Origin of the sequence: Curvibacter microcysteis, from assembly GCF_028649455.1 — a bacterium.
Taxonomy (GTDB): domain Bacteria; phylum Pseudomonadota; class Gammaproteobacteria; order Burkholderiales; family Burkholderiaceae_C; genus Curvibacter; species Curvibacter microcysteis.
In genome coordinates this window covers 37,384-50,954 of record NZ_JAQSIO010000008.1, presented here as the reverse complement: position 1 = coordinate 50,954, position 13,571 = coordinate 37,384, and the positions used below count along the sequence as shown (strand labels likewise).

Here is a 13,571-nt window from a genome sequence, read left to right as displayed (position 1 = left end):
CGCCTGATCGGGGGCTCAAACGCCCCAGGTCACATCGTGGCCTTCGGCCTCGCTGCGGCGCAGCATGTCCATGAAGGGCGCCACGCGCTGGCGCAGCGACACCGCGGCTGAGCGCTGGCTGTCCTCGTCTTCCTCGGGCGACTCTGCTCGCGCCTGGGCGGCCAGTGCATCTTCGGCCGCCAGCGCCGACTCCAAAGCCCCCAGCGCAGCGGCGATTTGCGAGGCCAACACAATGCCTTGCGGGCCTGGCGTCTTGCCAATGATCTCCAGCACCCGGCGCCCGTTGGGCTCGAGCATGATCAGGTCGGCGGTCGATTTGGATTTGAACTTGTAAAGCATCACGTCTTCCTGGCGGCGCAGGGCCGCAGCCGCTTAATTCTGCACCCATTGCCGCGCCGTGTCTGGCGGCCGGGACACCGTCCCTGACACGGCCCCCAGGCAAACCCTATTGTTGAGAAATAGTTTAGACCTAAACTATTTCCACATGAACATCCTCTGCATTGGCGGTGGGCCCGCCGGACTCTACTTCGCCCTGCTCATGAAGCAGCAGAACCCGGCGCACCGCGTCACCGTTGTGGAGCGCAACCGCCCCTACGACACCTTTGGCTGGGGCGTGGTGCTGAGCGACCAAACCCTGGACAAACTGCGCGCCGCCGACGCACCCAGTGCCCAACTGATTGGCGACGCCTTCAACCACTGGGACGACATCGAGGTGTTTTTCAAAGGCCGCAGCCAGCGCTCCACCGGCCACGGCTTTTGCGGCATTGGGCGCAAGCACCTGCTCAACATCCTGCAGGACCGTTGCCAAGCCCTGGGGGTGGACTTGGTGTTCGAGTGCGATGTGCAGGACGACCAGACTCTGGCCGCGCAGTACCAGGCCGACCTGGTGATCGCCAGCGACGGGCTCAACAGCCGCATCCGCACGCGCTACGCCGACACCTTCCAGCCCGACATCGACACCCGGCGCTGCCGCTTTGTCTGGCTGGGCACCAAGAAGACCTTTGACGCCTTCACCTTCGCGTTCGAAGAGACCGAGCACGGCTGGTTCCAGGCCCATGCCTACAAGTTCAACGCCGACACCTCGACCTTCATTGTCGAAACCCCTGAAGCGGTCTGGAAGGCGCACGGCCTGGACCAGATGTCGCAAGAAGAAGGCGTGGCTTTTTGCGAGCGCCTGTTCGCGCGCTACCTGGACGGCCACGCATTGATCAGCAACGCCAAGCACCTGCGCGGCTCGGCGATCTGGATCAACTTCCCGCGCGTGATCTGCCAGAACTGGGTGCACGAGGTGCAGGGCCCGGACCGCGCCTGGCCCGTGGTGCTGATGGGCGACGCCGCCCACACCGCGCACTTCTCGATCGGCAGCGGCAGCAAGCTCGCGCTGGAAGACGCCATCGACCTGGCCGACACGTTCGCAGCGGCCGCCGACAGCGGCGCCTCGGTAAGCGAGGTGCTGCAGCAGTACCAGGCGCGGCGCAGCGTGGAGGTGCTGAAGATCCAGAACGCGGCGCGCAACTCGACCGAGTGGTTCGAGAACGTGTCGCGCTACAGCGGCATGGAGATCGAGCAGTTCAGCTACTCGCTGCTGACGCGCTCACAGCGCATCAGCCACGACAACCTGCGCCTGCGCGACCCGCAGTGGATCGCCGGCTACGAGACCTGGCTGGCCCAGCGCAGCGGCGCCCCGGCGCAGGCCGTGCCGCCCATGTTCACCCCGCTGTCAGTGCGCAGCGCTCGCCTGAAAAACCGCATCGTGGTCTCGCCCATGGCCACCTACAGCGCGGTGGACGGCCTGGTGCAGGACTTTCACCTGGTGCACCTGGGCGCGCGTGCGCTGGGTGGCGCCGCCTTGGTGATGGTGGAGATGACCAGCCCCAGCCCCGATGGCCGCATCACCCTGGGCTGCCCCGGCCTGTGGAACGACGCGCAAGCCCAGGCCTGGCGCCGCGTCGTGGACTTTGTGCACGGCCAGAGCAGCGCCCTGATCGGGGTGCAGCTGGGCCATGCCGGTCCCAAGGGCTCGACCCAGCGCGGCTGGGAAGCCACCGACGAGCCCCTGCCCAGCGCCAGCGGCGCGCCCGACGCCGCCCCCAACTGGCCCCTGTTGGGCGCCAGCGCCCTGCCCTATGGCGCACAAAACCAAACCCCGCAGGCCATGACCGCGGCCGACATGGCCCGGGTGCGCGACGAGTTCGTGGCCGCCACCCGGCGCGCTGCGGCCATCGGCTTTGACTGGCTGGAGCTGCACGCGGCCCACGGCTACCTGCTCAGCGCCTTCATCAGCCCCTTGAGCAACCAGCGCCAGGACGCCTACGGCGGCTCGCTGGAGAACCGCTGCCGCTTCCCGCTGGAGGTGTTTTCCGCCATGCGCGCCGCCTGGCCTGCCGAGCGCCCCATGAGCGTGCGCCTGTCCGCCCACGACTGGGTGGATGGCGGCACCACGCCCGACGAGGCCGTGGCCATCGCCCGCCTGTTCAAGGCCGCCGGCTGCGATGTGATTGACGTCTCCTCGGGCCAGACCTCGCGGGCCGCCAAGCCAGTCTATGGCCGCATGTACCAAACGCCGTTTGCCGACCGCATCCGCAACGAGGCCGGCATCCTGACCATCGCCGTGGGCGCCATCACCGACGCCGATCAGGCCAACAGCATCATCGCCGCCGGCCGCGCCGACCTGTGCGCGGTGGCCCGCCCGCACCTGGCCGACCCGGCCTGGACGCTGCACCAGGCCGCGCGCCAGCAATGCACGGTCAGCCCCGCCGTGGACTGGCCACGCGCGTACTGGAGCGGGCGCGACCAGCTCTACCGCGAGCAACTCAAACAAAGCCAGGCCGAGGCCGCCAACCGGCCACCGGCCCCCAAAGAAGACCACTGACCATGGACCTGGAAGCCCGTCTCCAAGACAGCGCCCCCAGCGAGCACCCCGAGGCTTTGCGCCTCTGGCTGCGCCTGCTGACCTGCACGCAATTGATCGAAAAGCAGGTGCGCAGCCGCCTGCGTGAACGCTTTGACACCACCTTGCCGCGCTTTGACCTGATGGCCCAACTCGAGCGCGAGCCCGAGGGTCTGAAGATGAAAGACCTGTCGCGGCGCCTGATGGTGACCGGTGGCAATGTGACCGGCATCACCGACCAACTGGTGGCCGAGCAACTGGTGGAGCGCGTCGAAGTCCCTGACGACCGCCGCGCCTACCGCGTGCGCCTGACCGCACAGGGGCGCGAGCAATTCCACGCCATGGCGCGCGAGCACGAAGGCTGGATCGTCGACGCCTTGAGCGCCCTCAGCGAACGCGAAGTCAGCACCCTGCACCGCCTGCTGGGCAAGGTCAAAGCCCAAGCCCAAACCCCCGAACCTGACCCGGAGACCCCATGAAGCACTACCTCGGCGCCAGCAACCCGATGCGCGCTCAATTCAAGCCACTGCAGGCCTACCAGGCCCAGCATTTCAGTTGGGCCTTCGAGGCGGGTGTGGCCACGCTCACGCTGAACCGCCCCGAGCGCAAGAACCCGCTCACCTTCGAGTCCTACGCCGAGCTGCGCGACCTGTTCAACGCCCTGCGCTACGCCACCGACGTGAAGGCTGTGGTCATCACCGGCGCGGGCGGCAACTTCTGCAGCGGCGGCGATGTGCACGACATCATCGGCCCGCTGACCCGCATGAGCATGCCCGAGCTGATCGAGTTCACCCGCATGACGGGTGACCTGGTCAAAACCATGCGCCAGTGCCCCCAGCCCTTGATCGGCGCCATCGACGGCATCTGCGCCGGCGCCGGCGCCATGATGGCCCTGGCCTGCGACCTGCGACTGGGCAGCCCGCGCGCCAAGACCGCGTTTTTGTTCACCCGCGTGGGCCTGGCCGGCGCCGACATGGGCGCCTGCTCTTTGCTGCCGCGTCTGATTGGCCAGGGCCGCGCCTCCGAGCTGCTGTTCACGGGCCGCGCCATGGTCGCTGACGAGGGCCTGGCCTGGGGCTTCTTCAACAGCTTGCACCCGGCCGAAGCCCTGCTGGCGCAAGCACAGCAGCTGGCACGCAGCCTGGCCGACGGCCCCACCTTCGCGCACGGCATGACCAAGACCATGCTCCACCAGGAGTGGGCCATGACGCTGGAACAAGCCATCGAAGCCGAAGCCCAGGCCCAGGCCATCTGCATGCAGACGCAGGACTTCCGGCGCGCCTACGAAGCCTTCGCCGCCAAGCAACAACCCCAGTTCCAGGGAGACTGAGATGCAGCACCCCGCCCCTTGGCCCGCGCGGCCCAACACCCAGCACCTGGGTCTGCCTTTTTTTGACGCGGCGCACCGCACGCTGGTGGCCGAGCTGCTGCCCTGGACCGAGGCCCAGCAGGTGGACGAGGGCGACGACCGCGCCGCTTGCCGCGACTGGGTGCAGCGCCTGGGCCAGGCCGGCTGGCTGCGCTACTGCGTGCCCGCGGCCCATGGCGGGGCACTGGCACAGCTCGACTCGCGGGCCCTGGTGCTGCTGCGCGAAACGCTGGCGTTTCACTCGCCGCTGGCCGACTTTGCCTTCGCCATGCAGGGCCTGGGCAGTGGCGCCATCACGCTGGCGGGCAGCCCCGCCCAACAGGCGCGCTGGCTGCCGGCCGTGGCGCGTGGCGAGAAGATCGCCGCTTTTGCCCTGACCGAACCCGAGGCCGGCTCGGACGTGGCCGCCATCGCCACCGAAGCCACCCTGGCCGGTCCGGCCCGCTACCGCCTGAACGGCGTCAAGACCTGGATCAGCAACGGCGGCCTGGCGGACTTTTACTGCGTCTTCGCCCGCACCGGCGAAGCCCCGGGCACACGCGGCCTGTCCGCCCTGGTGGTGGAGGCCGGAACGCCCGGCCTGGACGATCACGAACACCTGCAGGTGATGGCCCCACACCCGCTGGCCACGCTGCGCTTTGAGGGCTGCGAGGTCGGCACCGAGGCCTTGCTGGGCGAGGCCGGCGGCGGCTTCAAACTGGCTTTGCAGACGCTGGACATCTTCCGCCCCTCGGTGGCGGCGGCGGCCCTGGGCATGGCGCGTCGTGCCCTGGCCGAGGCGGTGGCGCACGCGCGTCAGCGCCGCATGTTTGGCGCCACCCTGGCCGACTTCCAGCTGACGCAGGCCAAGCTCGGCGAGATGAGCGCCCTGATCGAGGCCGGTGCCCTGCTGACCTACCGCGCGGCCTGGCTGCGCGACACCGGCGCACCCCAGGCTGAACGCACCCAGGCGGCGGCCTGCGCCAAGATGGTGGCCACCGAAAACGCCCAACGCGTGATCGACATGGCGCTGCAAATGCACGGCGGGCGCGGCGTGCAGGTGGGCTGCAAGGTCGAGAGCCTGTACCGCGACATCCGCGCGCTGCGCATTTACGAAGGCGCGACCGAGGTGCAGCAACTGATCCTCGGCAAAGCCGCACTGCAGGGCTGAACCATGGCCACGCCCACCCCCACCCCATCGCCCGAGCACAGCGCGCCCAGCGCCCAACTCGACCGCTTTGTGCACGACCGCCTGCCGCCCCCCGCGCAGTGGCCGCGCCTGCACTACGACTTGCCCGACCTGCCCCTGGGCGGCCAGCTGAACCTGGTGGAAGAACTGCTGGACAAGGCCGCCCTGCGCGGCTGGGGCCCGCGCCCCTTGTTGCGCTCGGCCCACCTCACCCTGAGCTATGCCGAGGTGCGTCAGCGGGTCGACCGAATCGCCCATTGGCTGTGCCGCGAGGCCGACCTGGTGCCAGGGCAGCGCGTGCTGCTGCGCGGCGGCAACTCGATCGGCATGGCCCTGGCCTGGCTGGCCGTGGTCAAGGCGGGCGGCATCGCGGTGGCCAGCATGCCGTTGCTGCGTGCGCGGGAACTGGGTGACATCATCGACAAGGCCCTGCCCGTGCTGGCCTTGTGCGACGCCCGCTTGGTCGATGAATTGGCCCAGGCCCAGGCCGAGCACCCGGTGCTGCGCCGCATCGTGTGCTTTGGCGCCGCAGGCGACCCGCAGGACCTGGGCGCGCTGGTGGCCGGGCAGCCTGATCATTTCACGCCCTGCCCCACAGCCGCCACGGATGTGGCTTTGCTGGCCTTCACCTCCGGCACCACCGGCCGCCCCAAGGCGGCGGTCCACACCCACCGCGATGTGCTGATGGCTTGCGAGGCCTGGCCGCGCCATGTGCTGCGCGCCACGCCCGACGACATCGTGCTGGGTTCGCCCCCGCTGGCCTTCACCTTTGGCCTGGGCGGGCTGCTGGTGTTCCCGATGTGGGCCGGGGCCTCGGTGTATTTTCCGGATGCGGGCTACACGCCCGAGTCCATGGTGCGCACCATCCAGAACGTGGGCGCCACGATTTGCTACACCGCGCCCACCTTTTACCGCCAGATGTCGCCCGTGGCCCAGGCCCTGGGCGTGCCCACGCTGCGGGCCTGTGTCAGTGCGGGTGAGGCCTTGCCCGAGGCCACGCGCCAGCTCTGGCACGCGGCCACCGGGCTGGAGTTGGTCGACGGCATTGGCGCCACCGAGATGTTCCACATCTTCATCTCCTCGCCCGCCCACGAGGTGCGGCGCAGCTCCCACGGCACCGCCATTGGCCGCGTCGTGCCGGGCTACGTGGCACGTGTGGTGGACGACTCGGGCCGCGAGCTGCCACGCGGCCAGGTCGGCAAGCTGGCCGTCACGGGCCTGACCGGCTGCCGTTACCTGGACGAACCCCGCCAGACGCAGTACGTGAAGGACAGCTGGAACTACCCCGGCGATGCCTTTGTCGAGGACGATGACGGCTACTTCTACTACCAGGCGCGCGATGACGACATGATCATCACCGCGGGCTACAACGTGGGCGGCCCCGAGGTCGAAGACGCCCTGATGCGCCACCCCGCCGTGGCCGAGTGCGCCGTCATCGGCGTGCCCGACGAGGAACGCGGCATGGTGGTCAAGGCCTTTTGCGTGCTGCGCCCCGGCCAGGTCGGTGACGCGGCCCTGGTGCGGGTGCTGCAGGACCACGTCAAGGCCAGCATCGCCCCCTACAAGTACCCGCGCCAGATCGAATTTCGCAGCAGCCTGCCCCGCACCGAGACCGGCAAACTGCAACGCTTCAAACTGAGGAACCCCGCGCCATGATCGAGCACCTGCAACCGCCCGGCTGGGCCGCCCCCAAGGGCTATGCCAATGGCGTGGCCGCCCGAGGCACGATGATTTTTGTCGGCGGCCAGATCGGTTGGAACGCCGACCAACAGTTTGAGAGCGACGACTTCATCGCCCAGACCCGGCAGGCGCTGCTCAACGTGCGTGCCGTACTGGAAGCGGGCCAGGCCAGCCCCGAGCACATGGTGCGCATGACCTGGTACATCGTGGACCGCGACGAGTACAACGCCCGTCTGCGCGAGTTGGGCGCGGTCTACCGTGAGGTGATGGGCCGCCATTTCCCCGCCATGAGTTGCGTGCAGGTGGCGGCGCTGGTGGAGGCCCGGGCCCAGGTGGAGATCGAAGTCACCGCGGTTCGACCCGACTGAGTGCATCCCGCCAGTGGGGCCACGCCCCGCCAAAGCGGCGGAAGTAGGGTGGTGGGTTTCCGACGGATTGGCTTCGTCCACCACAACAAATGCCACAAAACTTTGCGAATATGTAAATGCTCGGGTTAGCATTTACAAGTTGGGTACAGGCCGCTTGCGGCCCGTGGACTGGTGCGCGCCACCGCGATGAAGAGACCGTCGTGCCGTGAGAAAGCGCCCAGGTCAGGCTCAGGGATTCAGGAGGAGCCGACGCCCGTGCCCAACGGCGACCTGAGGAGGGTCGCTCTGTTCAATCAACAAAGTTACAACATGGCAAAAACTCACCCATCTTCCCTGACCCTGCTGGCCCTGGCCGCGACCCTCGCCGCCCTGTCGGGCTGTGCCACCATGGACACCGGCTCGGCCCAGGCCAAGACCGAAGCCACCGGCTCGGCCGGTGGTGCCAACAGCCAGGGCGCCAACAGCAAGCTGCCGCGCTGCGAAGAGACCCTGGGCACGATCGCCATCGTGGAAGACACCAACGCACCTTGGTATGTGATGCTGACCCAGCAACGTCACCTGGGTCCGACCACCCCGGTGTTGAAGCTCCTGATCCAGCAGTCGAACTGCTTTGTCGTGGTGGACCGCGGCCGCGCCATGAACAACATGATGCAAGAGCGAGCCCTGGCCCAGTCGGGTGAGCTGCGCAACAACTCCAATTTCGGCAAGGGCCAGATGGTGTCGGCCGACTACTCGCTGACGCCCTCGATCACGTTCTCCAACAACAACGCCGGTGGCGCCGGCGCCATGGTGGGTGGCCTGTTGGGCCCGGTCGGTGCCCTGGTGGGTGGCAACATGAGCGCCAAGGAAGCCAGCACCTTGCTGACCTTGGACGACAACCGCTCCAGCGTGCAAATTGCCGCGGCTGAAGGCAGCGCGCGCAACATGGACTTCGGGGCCTTCGGCGGCATGCTCGGCGCCGGCTTCGGCGCCATGGGTGGCGGCTACACGAACACAGCCGAAGGCAAGGTCATCGTGGCCGCCTTCCTGGACTCGTATGCCAACATCGTGAAGGCGGTGCAAAACTACAAGGCCCAAACCGTCAAGGGTGGCCTGGGCACCGGCGGCCGACTCAACGTGGACGGCGGCGTCAACCCCAATGCACCGCGCGCTGCCGCAGCCCCTGCCGCGGGCGCTGGCATGACCGTGCAGGCGGCTCAGCAAAAGCTCAATGCGCTTGGCTTCAACGTGGGCAAGCCCGATGGCTCCATGGGCGCGCGCACCAAGGGCGAATTGACCAAGTTCCAGAAGTCGCGCCAATTGCCGGCCACCGGCGAACTGGACGAAGCCACCAAGGCTGAACTGGCCAAATAAGGCCCGCTGGAGCCCCGCCGCCCGCGCGGCGCGGGGGCTCCATCCCTGCAGGTGCCACAGCAGGCCCGGCCGGGTTATCGTTAGGCCATGCGCCTGCCCTGCTTGCCTTCCCGTGTCTTCCCCCTGCGCCGTGGCTTGGCTGCGTGCTTGTTGGTCCTCGCGCTGCTGGGTCTGAGTGGCTGCGCCCAGTTCGGCTACTACTGGCAATCGGTCAGTGGCCACTTGAAGCTGATGCAAGCCGCCCGCCCCATTGACGACTGGCTGGCCGACCCGCAGACCCCTGCCCCCCTGCAAACCCAACTGCGCTCGGCCGTCCATTTGCGCCGCTACGCGGTGCAAGCCCTGGGCTTGCCCGACAACGCCAGCTACCAACGCTATGCCGACCTGAAGCGCCCAGCGGCCGTCTGGAACGTGACGGCCGCCGAGCCCTTGTCGCTGACGCTGCGCACCTGGTGTTTCCCAGTCACTGGCTGCATTGGCTACCGGGGCTACTACGACCCGGCCGAAGCCCAAGCCATGGGTCAGACCTTGCAAGCGCAAGGCTTGGAGACGCTGGTTTACGGTGTGCCAACCTACTCCACCCTGGGCTGGCTCAATTGGCTGGGCGGCGACCCCTTGCTCAACACCTTCATCGGCTACCCGGAGGGTGAGTTGGCCCGGCTCATCTTCCACGAGCTGGCCCACCAAGTGGTCTATGTGCACGATGACACCACCTTCAACGAATCCTTCGCCACTGCCGTCGAGCAACTGGGGGTGCGCCAGTGGTTGAACGAGCAAGCCAGCCCCTCGGCCCGCGAGGCCTACGCGCGATCCGACCGCCAGCGACGCGAGTTCCGCCAACTGGTGCGCGAGACGCGCAAGGCCCTGCTGGACATTTACCGCGCGCCGAGGCCACCAGCCCAGGTCGAGCAGCGCCCCCCTGGCCCCTCCAGCGAGCAGACCGACACCACGCCGCCTCGCCACTGGACCGGTACACCCGAGCAAGCGCAAGAGGCCTTGTCCCGCAAGTCCGAGACCATGGCCCTTTTCCGCACCCGCTATGCCGAACTGCGCTCGCAATGGGGACTCCAGCCAGACCAGCGCTCGGGCTATGACCTGTGGGTGGCCCAGGCCAACAACGCCAGCTTCGGGACACAGGCCGCCTATGACGCGCTGGTCCCCGCATTCGAGCGCTTATTTGAGCAAGTGCGCCAAAAACACGCCCAGCCCTGGCCCGCGTTTTATGATGCAGTCCGCCAATTGGCGCCCCTGACTGCCGAACAACGGCGCCAGGCCCTGCCCACCCCCTATCGAGCCGCTCCCGGAGACTGACCTTGCCCGACATTCATATTCACCGCCTTCATCACCTGGGACTGGTCGCTGCGCGCGAAGTGGCCCGCAGCTGGGCCGACAAGGCCGAACGCAAGCTCGACATGCAATGCACTTACGAAGAAGGGGACGCGCAAGACCTGCTGCAGTTCTCCCGCACCGGGGCGAGCGGCACCTTGCAGGTCGACAGCGAGGCCTTCGAGCTCAACGCCAAGCTGGGCTTTTTGCTGGGTTCATTTCAAAGCCAAATTGAAGCTGAAATCACACGTCAGCTCGATGAGTTGATCGCTGCACAAGCCCCGGGCGGTGCAGCAGAGGCATCGGATACCCCGGCAGGCTGAGACCGGGAAGGCCTGGCGCCAGAGGCGCGGCACGGCTCCTGCTTGCTGGCAGGCCATGATCGCCCTTGACACCCCCGCCCAGCTTCTTCTGCGGCCCCTGACCCCTTCCGCCTTCGCGCCTTATGGCACGGTGCTGGAAGGCTTTGACAGCAGCGATGCGCCCACCGCCGCACGGCCCATCAACAATGGCAGTTGCTGGCGGCTTGACCTGGCCATCCCTCTGGCCTTGAGCCATGCCAGCGGCCAAGCAGGCTTGGCCATCTACCAAGCCCAGGCCCGTCACTTTCCGATCATGGTGCATGAGATGGAGCGCCACGCGCTGGGCAGCCAGAGCTTCATCCCCCTGGAAGGACAACGCTTTGTGGTGGTGGTCGCCCCCGCCAATACCTTGCCCGGGCCGGATGATGTTCAGGCCTTTGTCACCAATGGCCGCCAAGGGGTGGTGCTGCACCCGGGGACCTGGCACCACGCCTTGCTGGCCGTCCAGGCGGGTGCTTTTGTGGTGCTGGAGCGGCATGTGCCGCTGGGAGCCCCAGTGGACTGTGATGTCACTTGGCTGGCGGCCCCCCTGCAGGTTCAAGACCCCAACGCAGCTTGAGCGCTAGAGCACCAGAGGCGCATCAAACCGCCTCAAAGAAAACCCGAGCTCAAAAACAAAAAGCCCACCGAAGTGGGCTTTTTGAAACCAGCGGGCAACCGCTTGTATTTGGTTGCGCGAGAAGGATTTGAACCTCCGACCTTTGGGTTATGAGCCCAACGAGCTACCAGACTGCTCCATCGCGCGGTAAGCTAGTAGTATAAGCGCTTATTCAGCAGCTTGACCGGCTTCAGCGGAATTATTTTCTTCAGCGCGCTGAACCAGCTCAACCAGGGCCATGGGGGCGTTATCGCCAACACGGTAACCCATCTTCAAGATGCGGGTGTAGCCACCAGGACGGGCGTTGAAACGCGGGCCCAGGTCGGTGAACAGCTTGGTGACGCTGTCGCGGTCGCGCAGGCGGTCGAATGCCAGACGGCGGTTGGCCACAGTGTCAACCTTGGCCAGGGTGATCATGGGCTCGACCACGCGGCGCAGTTCCTTGGCCTTGGGGACGGTGGTCTTGATGACTTCGTGCTCGATGAGCGAGTTCATCATGTTTTGCAGCATCGCCAGGCGGTGCGAGCTGGTGCGGTTGAGTTTACGAAGGCCGTGTCCGTGACGCATAGTGCTTTCCTTTCTTTATTTAAAAACAGCCAGCCGGATCAGGTACTGGCCGTTGCACTTGCTGCCCTGGCGTGAGCCGGGCAGCTGGGTTGTTCGCCCAAAAAGAGCGAAGCCCAAAATTATAACTTAACGCTTGTCCAAGCCGGCGGGCGGCCAGCTTTCGAGCTTCATGCCCAAGGTCAAACCGCGCGAAGCCAAGACTTCCTTGATTTCGTTGAGCGACTTGCGACCCAGGTTCGGGGTCTTGAGCAACTCGTTTTCGGTGCGCTGAATCAGATCGCCGATGTAGTAGATGTTCTCGGCCTTCAGGCAGTTGGCCGAACGCACCGTGAGTTCCAGCTCGTCCACCGGACGCAGCAGGATCGGGTCGAACGACGCACCACCACGAGGAGCCGGTTGGTCGAATGCAGCGAGTTCGCCGCCTTCGAGCTGAGCGAACACCGCCAGCTGTTCCACCAGGATCTTGGCCGAAGCGCGCACAGCGTCTTCAGCGGTGATGGCACCGTTGGTTTCGATTTCAACGACCAGCTTGTCAAGGTCGGTGCGCTGTTCAACACGAGCGCTTTCCACGGTGTAGCTCACGCGACGAACCGGGGAGAACGATGCATCGAGAACAATGCGGCCAATCGACTTGGTCGACTCATCGGCAAAACGACGGATGTTGCCCGGCACATAGCCACGGCCCTTTTCCACCTTGATCTGCATGTCCAGCTTGCCACCAGCCGACAACGTGGCGATCACGTGTTCGGGGTTGATGATCTCGACATCGTGCGGGGTTTGGATGTCACCAGCCGTCACCACGCCTTCGCCATCTTTGCGCAGGCTCAGGGTCACTTCGTCACGGTTGTGCAACTTGAACACAACGCCCTTCAGGTTCAGAAGGATGTTGACGACGTCTTCCTGAACACCGTCGATCGACGAGTACTCATGCAGAACACCGGCGATCGTGACTTCAGTCGCTGCGTACCCCACCATGGAAGAGAGCAGGACGCGCCGAATGGCGTTGCCCAGCGTGTGCCCGTAGCCGCGTTCAAACGGTTCCAGAGCGACCTTGGCGCGGTTGTTGCCAAGCTGTTCCACGGTAATTGCTTTGGGTTTCAGCAAATTGGTTTGCATTCAGACTTCCTCTCAATACCCCCGGCTCGTTACACCGGTAAGGCTGGTGAAGCACCTATACCGCGGTGCCCCGCGGTATAGGAACGATTTCAATTGAACGGATGATTAACGCGAATACAGTTCAACGATCAGCGATTCGTTGATGTCTGCACCGAATTCATCACGGTCGGGCGACTTCTTGAAAGTGCCTTCGACCTTGTCCGCATTGACTTCAACCCAAGCCGGGATGCCGACTTGTTGAGCCAATTGCAGAGCTTCAGCCACACGGCCTTGCTTCTTGGACTTTTCGCGAACAGCGATCACGTCACCGGCCTTGACCAGGTAAGACGGGATGTTGACCGATTGACCGTTGACGGTGATGGCCTTGTGCGAAACCAGCTGACGTGCTTCAGCGCGGGTCGAACCGAAGCCCATGCGGTACACCACGTTGTCCAGGCGGGACTCGAGGATGAACAGCAGGTTGGCGCCGGTGTTGCCACGGCGGCGATCAGCTTCTTCGAAGTAACGGCGGAATTGCTTTTCCAGCACGCCGTACATGCGCTTGACCTTCTGCTTTTCACGCAGTTGCAGACCGAAGTCAGAGGTACGGGCACCGGAGGTGCGGCCGTGCTGACCGGGCTTGGAATCAAACTTGGCCTTGTCCGCGATCGAACGGCGAGCGCTCTTCAGGAACAGGTCGGTGCCTTCACGGCGGGAGAGTTTGGCCTTGGGGCCGAGGTAACGTGCCACTTGAGCTTCCTTTTATGTCATCTTCCACACGAAACGTGCGGGAGC

General features: G+C 65.8%; 14 protein-coding genes and 1 tRNA gene. 10 read left to right on the top strand and 5 right to left on the bottom strand.

Going from position 1 to position 13,571, the window contains the following annotated elements; all coding sequences use genetic code 11:
* Window positions 1–15: 15 nt before the first annotated feature.
* Window positions 16–339 (bottom strand): DUF1840 domain-containing protein, encoded by a 324-nt coding sequence (locus PSQ39_RS17765; RefSeq protein ID WP_273928304.1) that lies wholly within the window; start codon window positions 337–339, stop codon window positions 16–18.
* A 145-nt stretch (window positions 340–484) separates the two neighbouring features.
* Between PSQ39_RS17765 and PSQ39_RS17760 the strand changes: the two genes are divergently transcribed.
* The 10 genes from PSQ39_RS17760 to PSQ39_RS17715 all read left to right on the top strand — a co-directional run bounded on the left by PSQ39_RS17760 (window position 485) and on the right by PSQ39_RS17715 (window position 11,075).
* A complete protein-coding gene (locus PSQ39_RS17760) occupies window positions 485–2,872 on the top strand; it encodes a bifunctional salicylyl-CoA 5-hydroxylase/oxidoreductase (RefSeq protein WP_273928302.1) in 2,388 nt (795 codons plus the stop codon).
* 2 nt (window positions 2,873–2,874) lie between these two features.
* Complete coding sequence (locus tag PSQ39_RS17755) at window positions 2,875–3,369, top strand: MarR family winged helix-turn-helix transcriptional regulator (RefSeq protein ID WP_273928300.1); 495 nt, start codon at window positions 2,875–2,877, stop codon at window positions 3,367–3,369.
* The gene (locus tag PSQ39_RS17750; RefSeq protein ID WP_273928298.1) at window positions 3,366–4,220 is read left to right on the top strand and encodes an enoyl-CoA hydratase family protein; all 855 of its coding nucleotides are present in this window, start codon (window positions 3,366–3,368) and stop codon (window positions 4,218–4,220) included. The genes PSQ39_RS17755 and PSQ39_RS17750 overlap by 4 nt, the downstream gene beginning before the upstream one ends.
* Window position 4,221: 1 nt before the next feature.
* Complete coding sequence (locus PSQ39_RS17745; RefSeq protein ID WP_273928296.1) at window positions 4,222–5,409, top strand: acyl-CoA dehydrogenase family protein; 1,188 nt, start codon at window positions 4,222–4,224, stop codon at window positions 5,407–5,409.
* A 3-nt stretch (window positions 5,410–5,412) separates the two neighbouring features.
* A complete protein-coding gene (locus tag PSQ39_RS17740) occupies window positions 5,413–7,083 on the top strand; it encodes an AMP-binding protein (RefSeq protein ID WP_273928294.1) in 1,671 nt (556 codons plus the stop codon).
* Entirely contained in the window at window positions 7,080–7,475 is a 396-nt protein-coding gene (locus PSQ39_RS17735) for a RidA family protein (RefSeq protein WP_273928293.1), read from the top strand. The genes PSQ39_RS17740 and PSQ39_RS17735 overlap by 4 nt, the downstream gene beginning before the upstream one ends.
* A 309-nt stretch (window positions 7,476–7,784) precedes the next feature.
* Window positions 7,785–8,828 carry a peptidoglycan-binding protein gene (locus PSQ39_RS17730; RefSeq protein WP_273928291.1) on the top strand — a complete coding sequence of 348 codons (1,044 nt, stop codon included), beginning with the start codon at window positions 7,785–7,787 and terminating at the stop codon, window positions 8,826–8,828.
* 102 nt (window positions 8,829–8,930) lie between these two features.
* Window positions 8,931–10,139, top strand: a complete 1,209-nt coding sequence (locus PSQ39_RS17725) for an aminopeptidase (RefSeq protein WP_273928290.1) — start codon at window positions 8,931–8,933, stop codon at window positions 10,137–10,139.
* 2 nt (window positions 10,140–10,141) lie between these two features.
* Window positions 10,142–10,477: a polyhydroxyalkanoic acid system family protein gene (locus PSQ39_RS17720; protein WP_273928288.1), complete on the top strand. Its 336-nt coding sequence runs from the start codon at window positions 10,142–10,144 to the stop codon at window positions 10,475–10,477.
* Between the two features lie 55 nt (window positions 10,478–10,532).
* Window positions 10,533–11,075: an ureidoglycolate lyase gene (locus PSQ39_RS17715; protein WP_273928286.1), complete on the top strand. Its 543-nt coding sequence runs from the start codon at window positions 10,533–10,535 to the stop codon at window positions 11,073–11,075.
* Between the two features lie 109 nt (window positions 11,076–11,184).
* Here PSQ39_RS17715 and PSQ39_RS17710 read toward each other — a convergent pair.
* From PSQ39_RS17710 to rpsD, 4 genes are all read right to left on the bottom strand, one after another.
* A tRNA-Met gene (locus PSQ39_RS17710) sits at window positions 11,185–11,261 on the bottom strand.
* Window positions 11,262–11,282: 21 nt separating this feature from the next.
* Window positions 11,283–11,681, bottom strand: coding sequence for a 50S ribosomal protein L17 (gene rplQ / locus PSQ39_RS17705; RefSeq protein WP_273928284.1), 399 nt, complete (start codon window positions 11,679–11,681; stop codon window positions 11,283–11,285).
* A 126-nt stretch (window positions 11,682–11,807) separates the two neighbouring features.
* On the bottom strand, window positions 11,808–12,797 hold the full coding sequence (locus tag PSQ39_RS17700) for a DNA-directed RNA polymerase subunit alpha (protein WP_273928282.1): 990 nt from the start codon (window positions 12,795–12,797) through the stop codon (window positions 11,808–11,810).
* A 105-nt stretch (window positions 12,798–12,902) separates the two neighbouring features.
* Window positions 12,903–13,526, bottom strand: a complete 624-nt coding sequence (rpsD, locus tag PSQ39_RS17695; RefSeq protein ID WP_273928280.1) for a 30S ribosomal protein S4 — start codon at window positions 13,524–13,526, stop codon at window positions 12,903–12,905.
* Window positions 13,527–13,571: the final 45 nt, after the last annotated feature.

Bases quoted from the DNA above. Each gene is read 5' to 3' on its own strand.
- PSQ39_RS17765 (WP_273928304.1), bottom strand. From the start codon at position 339: ATGCTTTACAAGTTCAAATCCAAATCGACCGCCGACCTGATCATGCTC.
- PSQ39_RS17760 (WP_273928302.1), top strand. From the start codon at position 485: ATGAACATCCTCTGCATTGGCGGTGGGCCCGCCGGACTCTACTTCGCC.
- PSQ39_RS17755 (WP_273928300.1), top strand. From the start codon at position 2,875: ATGGACCTGGAAGCCCGTCTCCAAGACAGCGCCCCCAGCGAGCACCCC.
- PSQ39_RS17750 (WP_273928298.1), top strand. From the start codon at position 3,366: ATGAAGCACTACCTCGGCGCCAGCAACCCGATGCGCGCTCAATTCAAG.
- PSQ39_RS17745 (WP_273928296.1), top strand. From the start codon at position 4,222: ATGCAGCACCCCGCCCCTTGGCCCGCGCGGCCCAACACCCAGCACCTG.
- PSQ39_RS17740 (WP_273928294.1), top strand. From the start codon at position 5,413: ATGGCCACGCCCACCCCCACCCCATCGCCCGAGCACAGCGCGCCCAGC.
- PSQ39_RS17735 (WP_273928293.1), top strand. From the start codon at position 7,080: ATGATCGAGCACCTGCAACCGCCCGGCTGGGCCGCCCCCAAGGGCTAT.
- PSQ39_RS17730 (WP_273928291.1), top strand. From the start codon at position 7,785: ATGGCAAAAACTCACCCATCTTCCCTGACCCTGCTGGCCCTGGCCGCG.
- PSQ39_RS17715 (WP_273928286.1), top strand. From the start codon at position 10,533: ATGATCGCCCTTGACACCCCCGCCCAGCTTCTTCTGCGGCCCCTGACC.
- rplQ (WP_273928284.1), bottom strand. From the start codon at position 11,681: ATGCGTCACGGACACGGCCTTCGTAAACTCAACCGCACCAGCTCGCAC.
- PSQ39_RS17700 (WP_273928282.1), bottom strand. From the start codon at position 12,797: ATGCAAACCAATTTGCTGAAACCCAAAGCAATTACCGTGGAACAGCTT.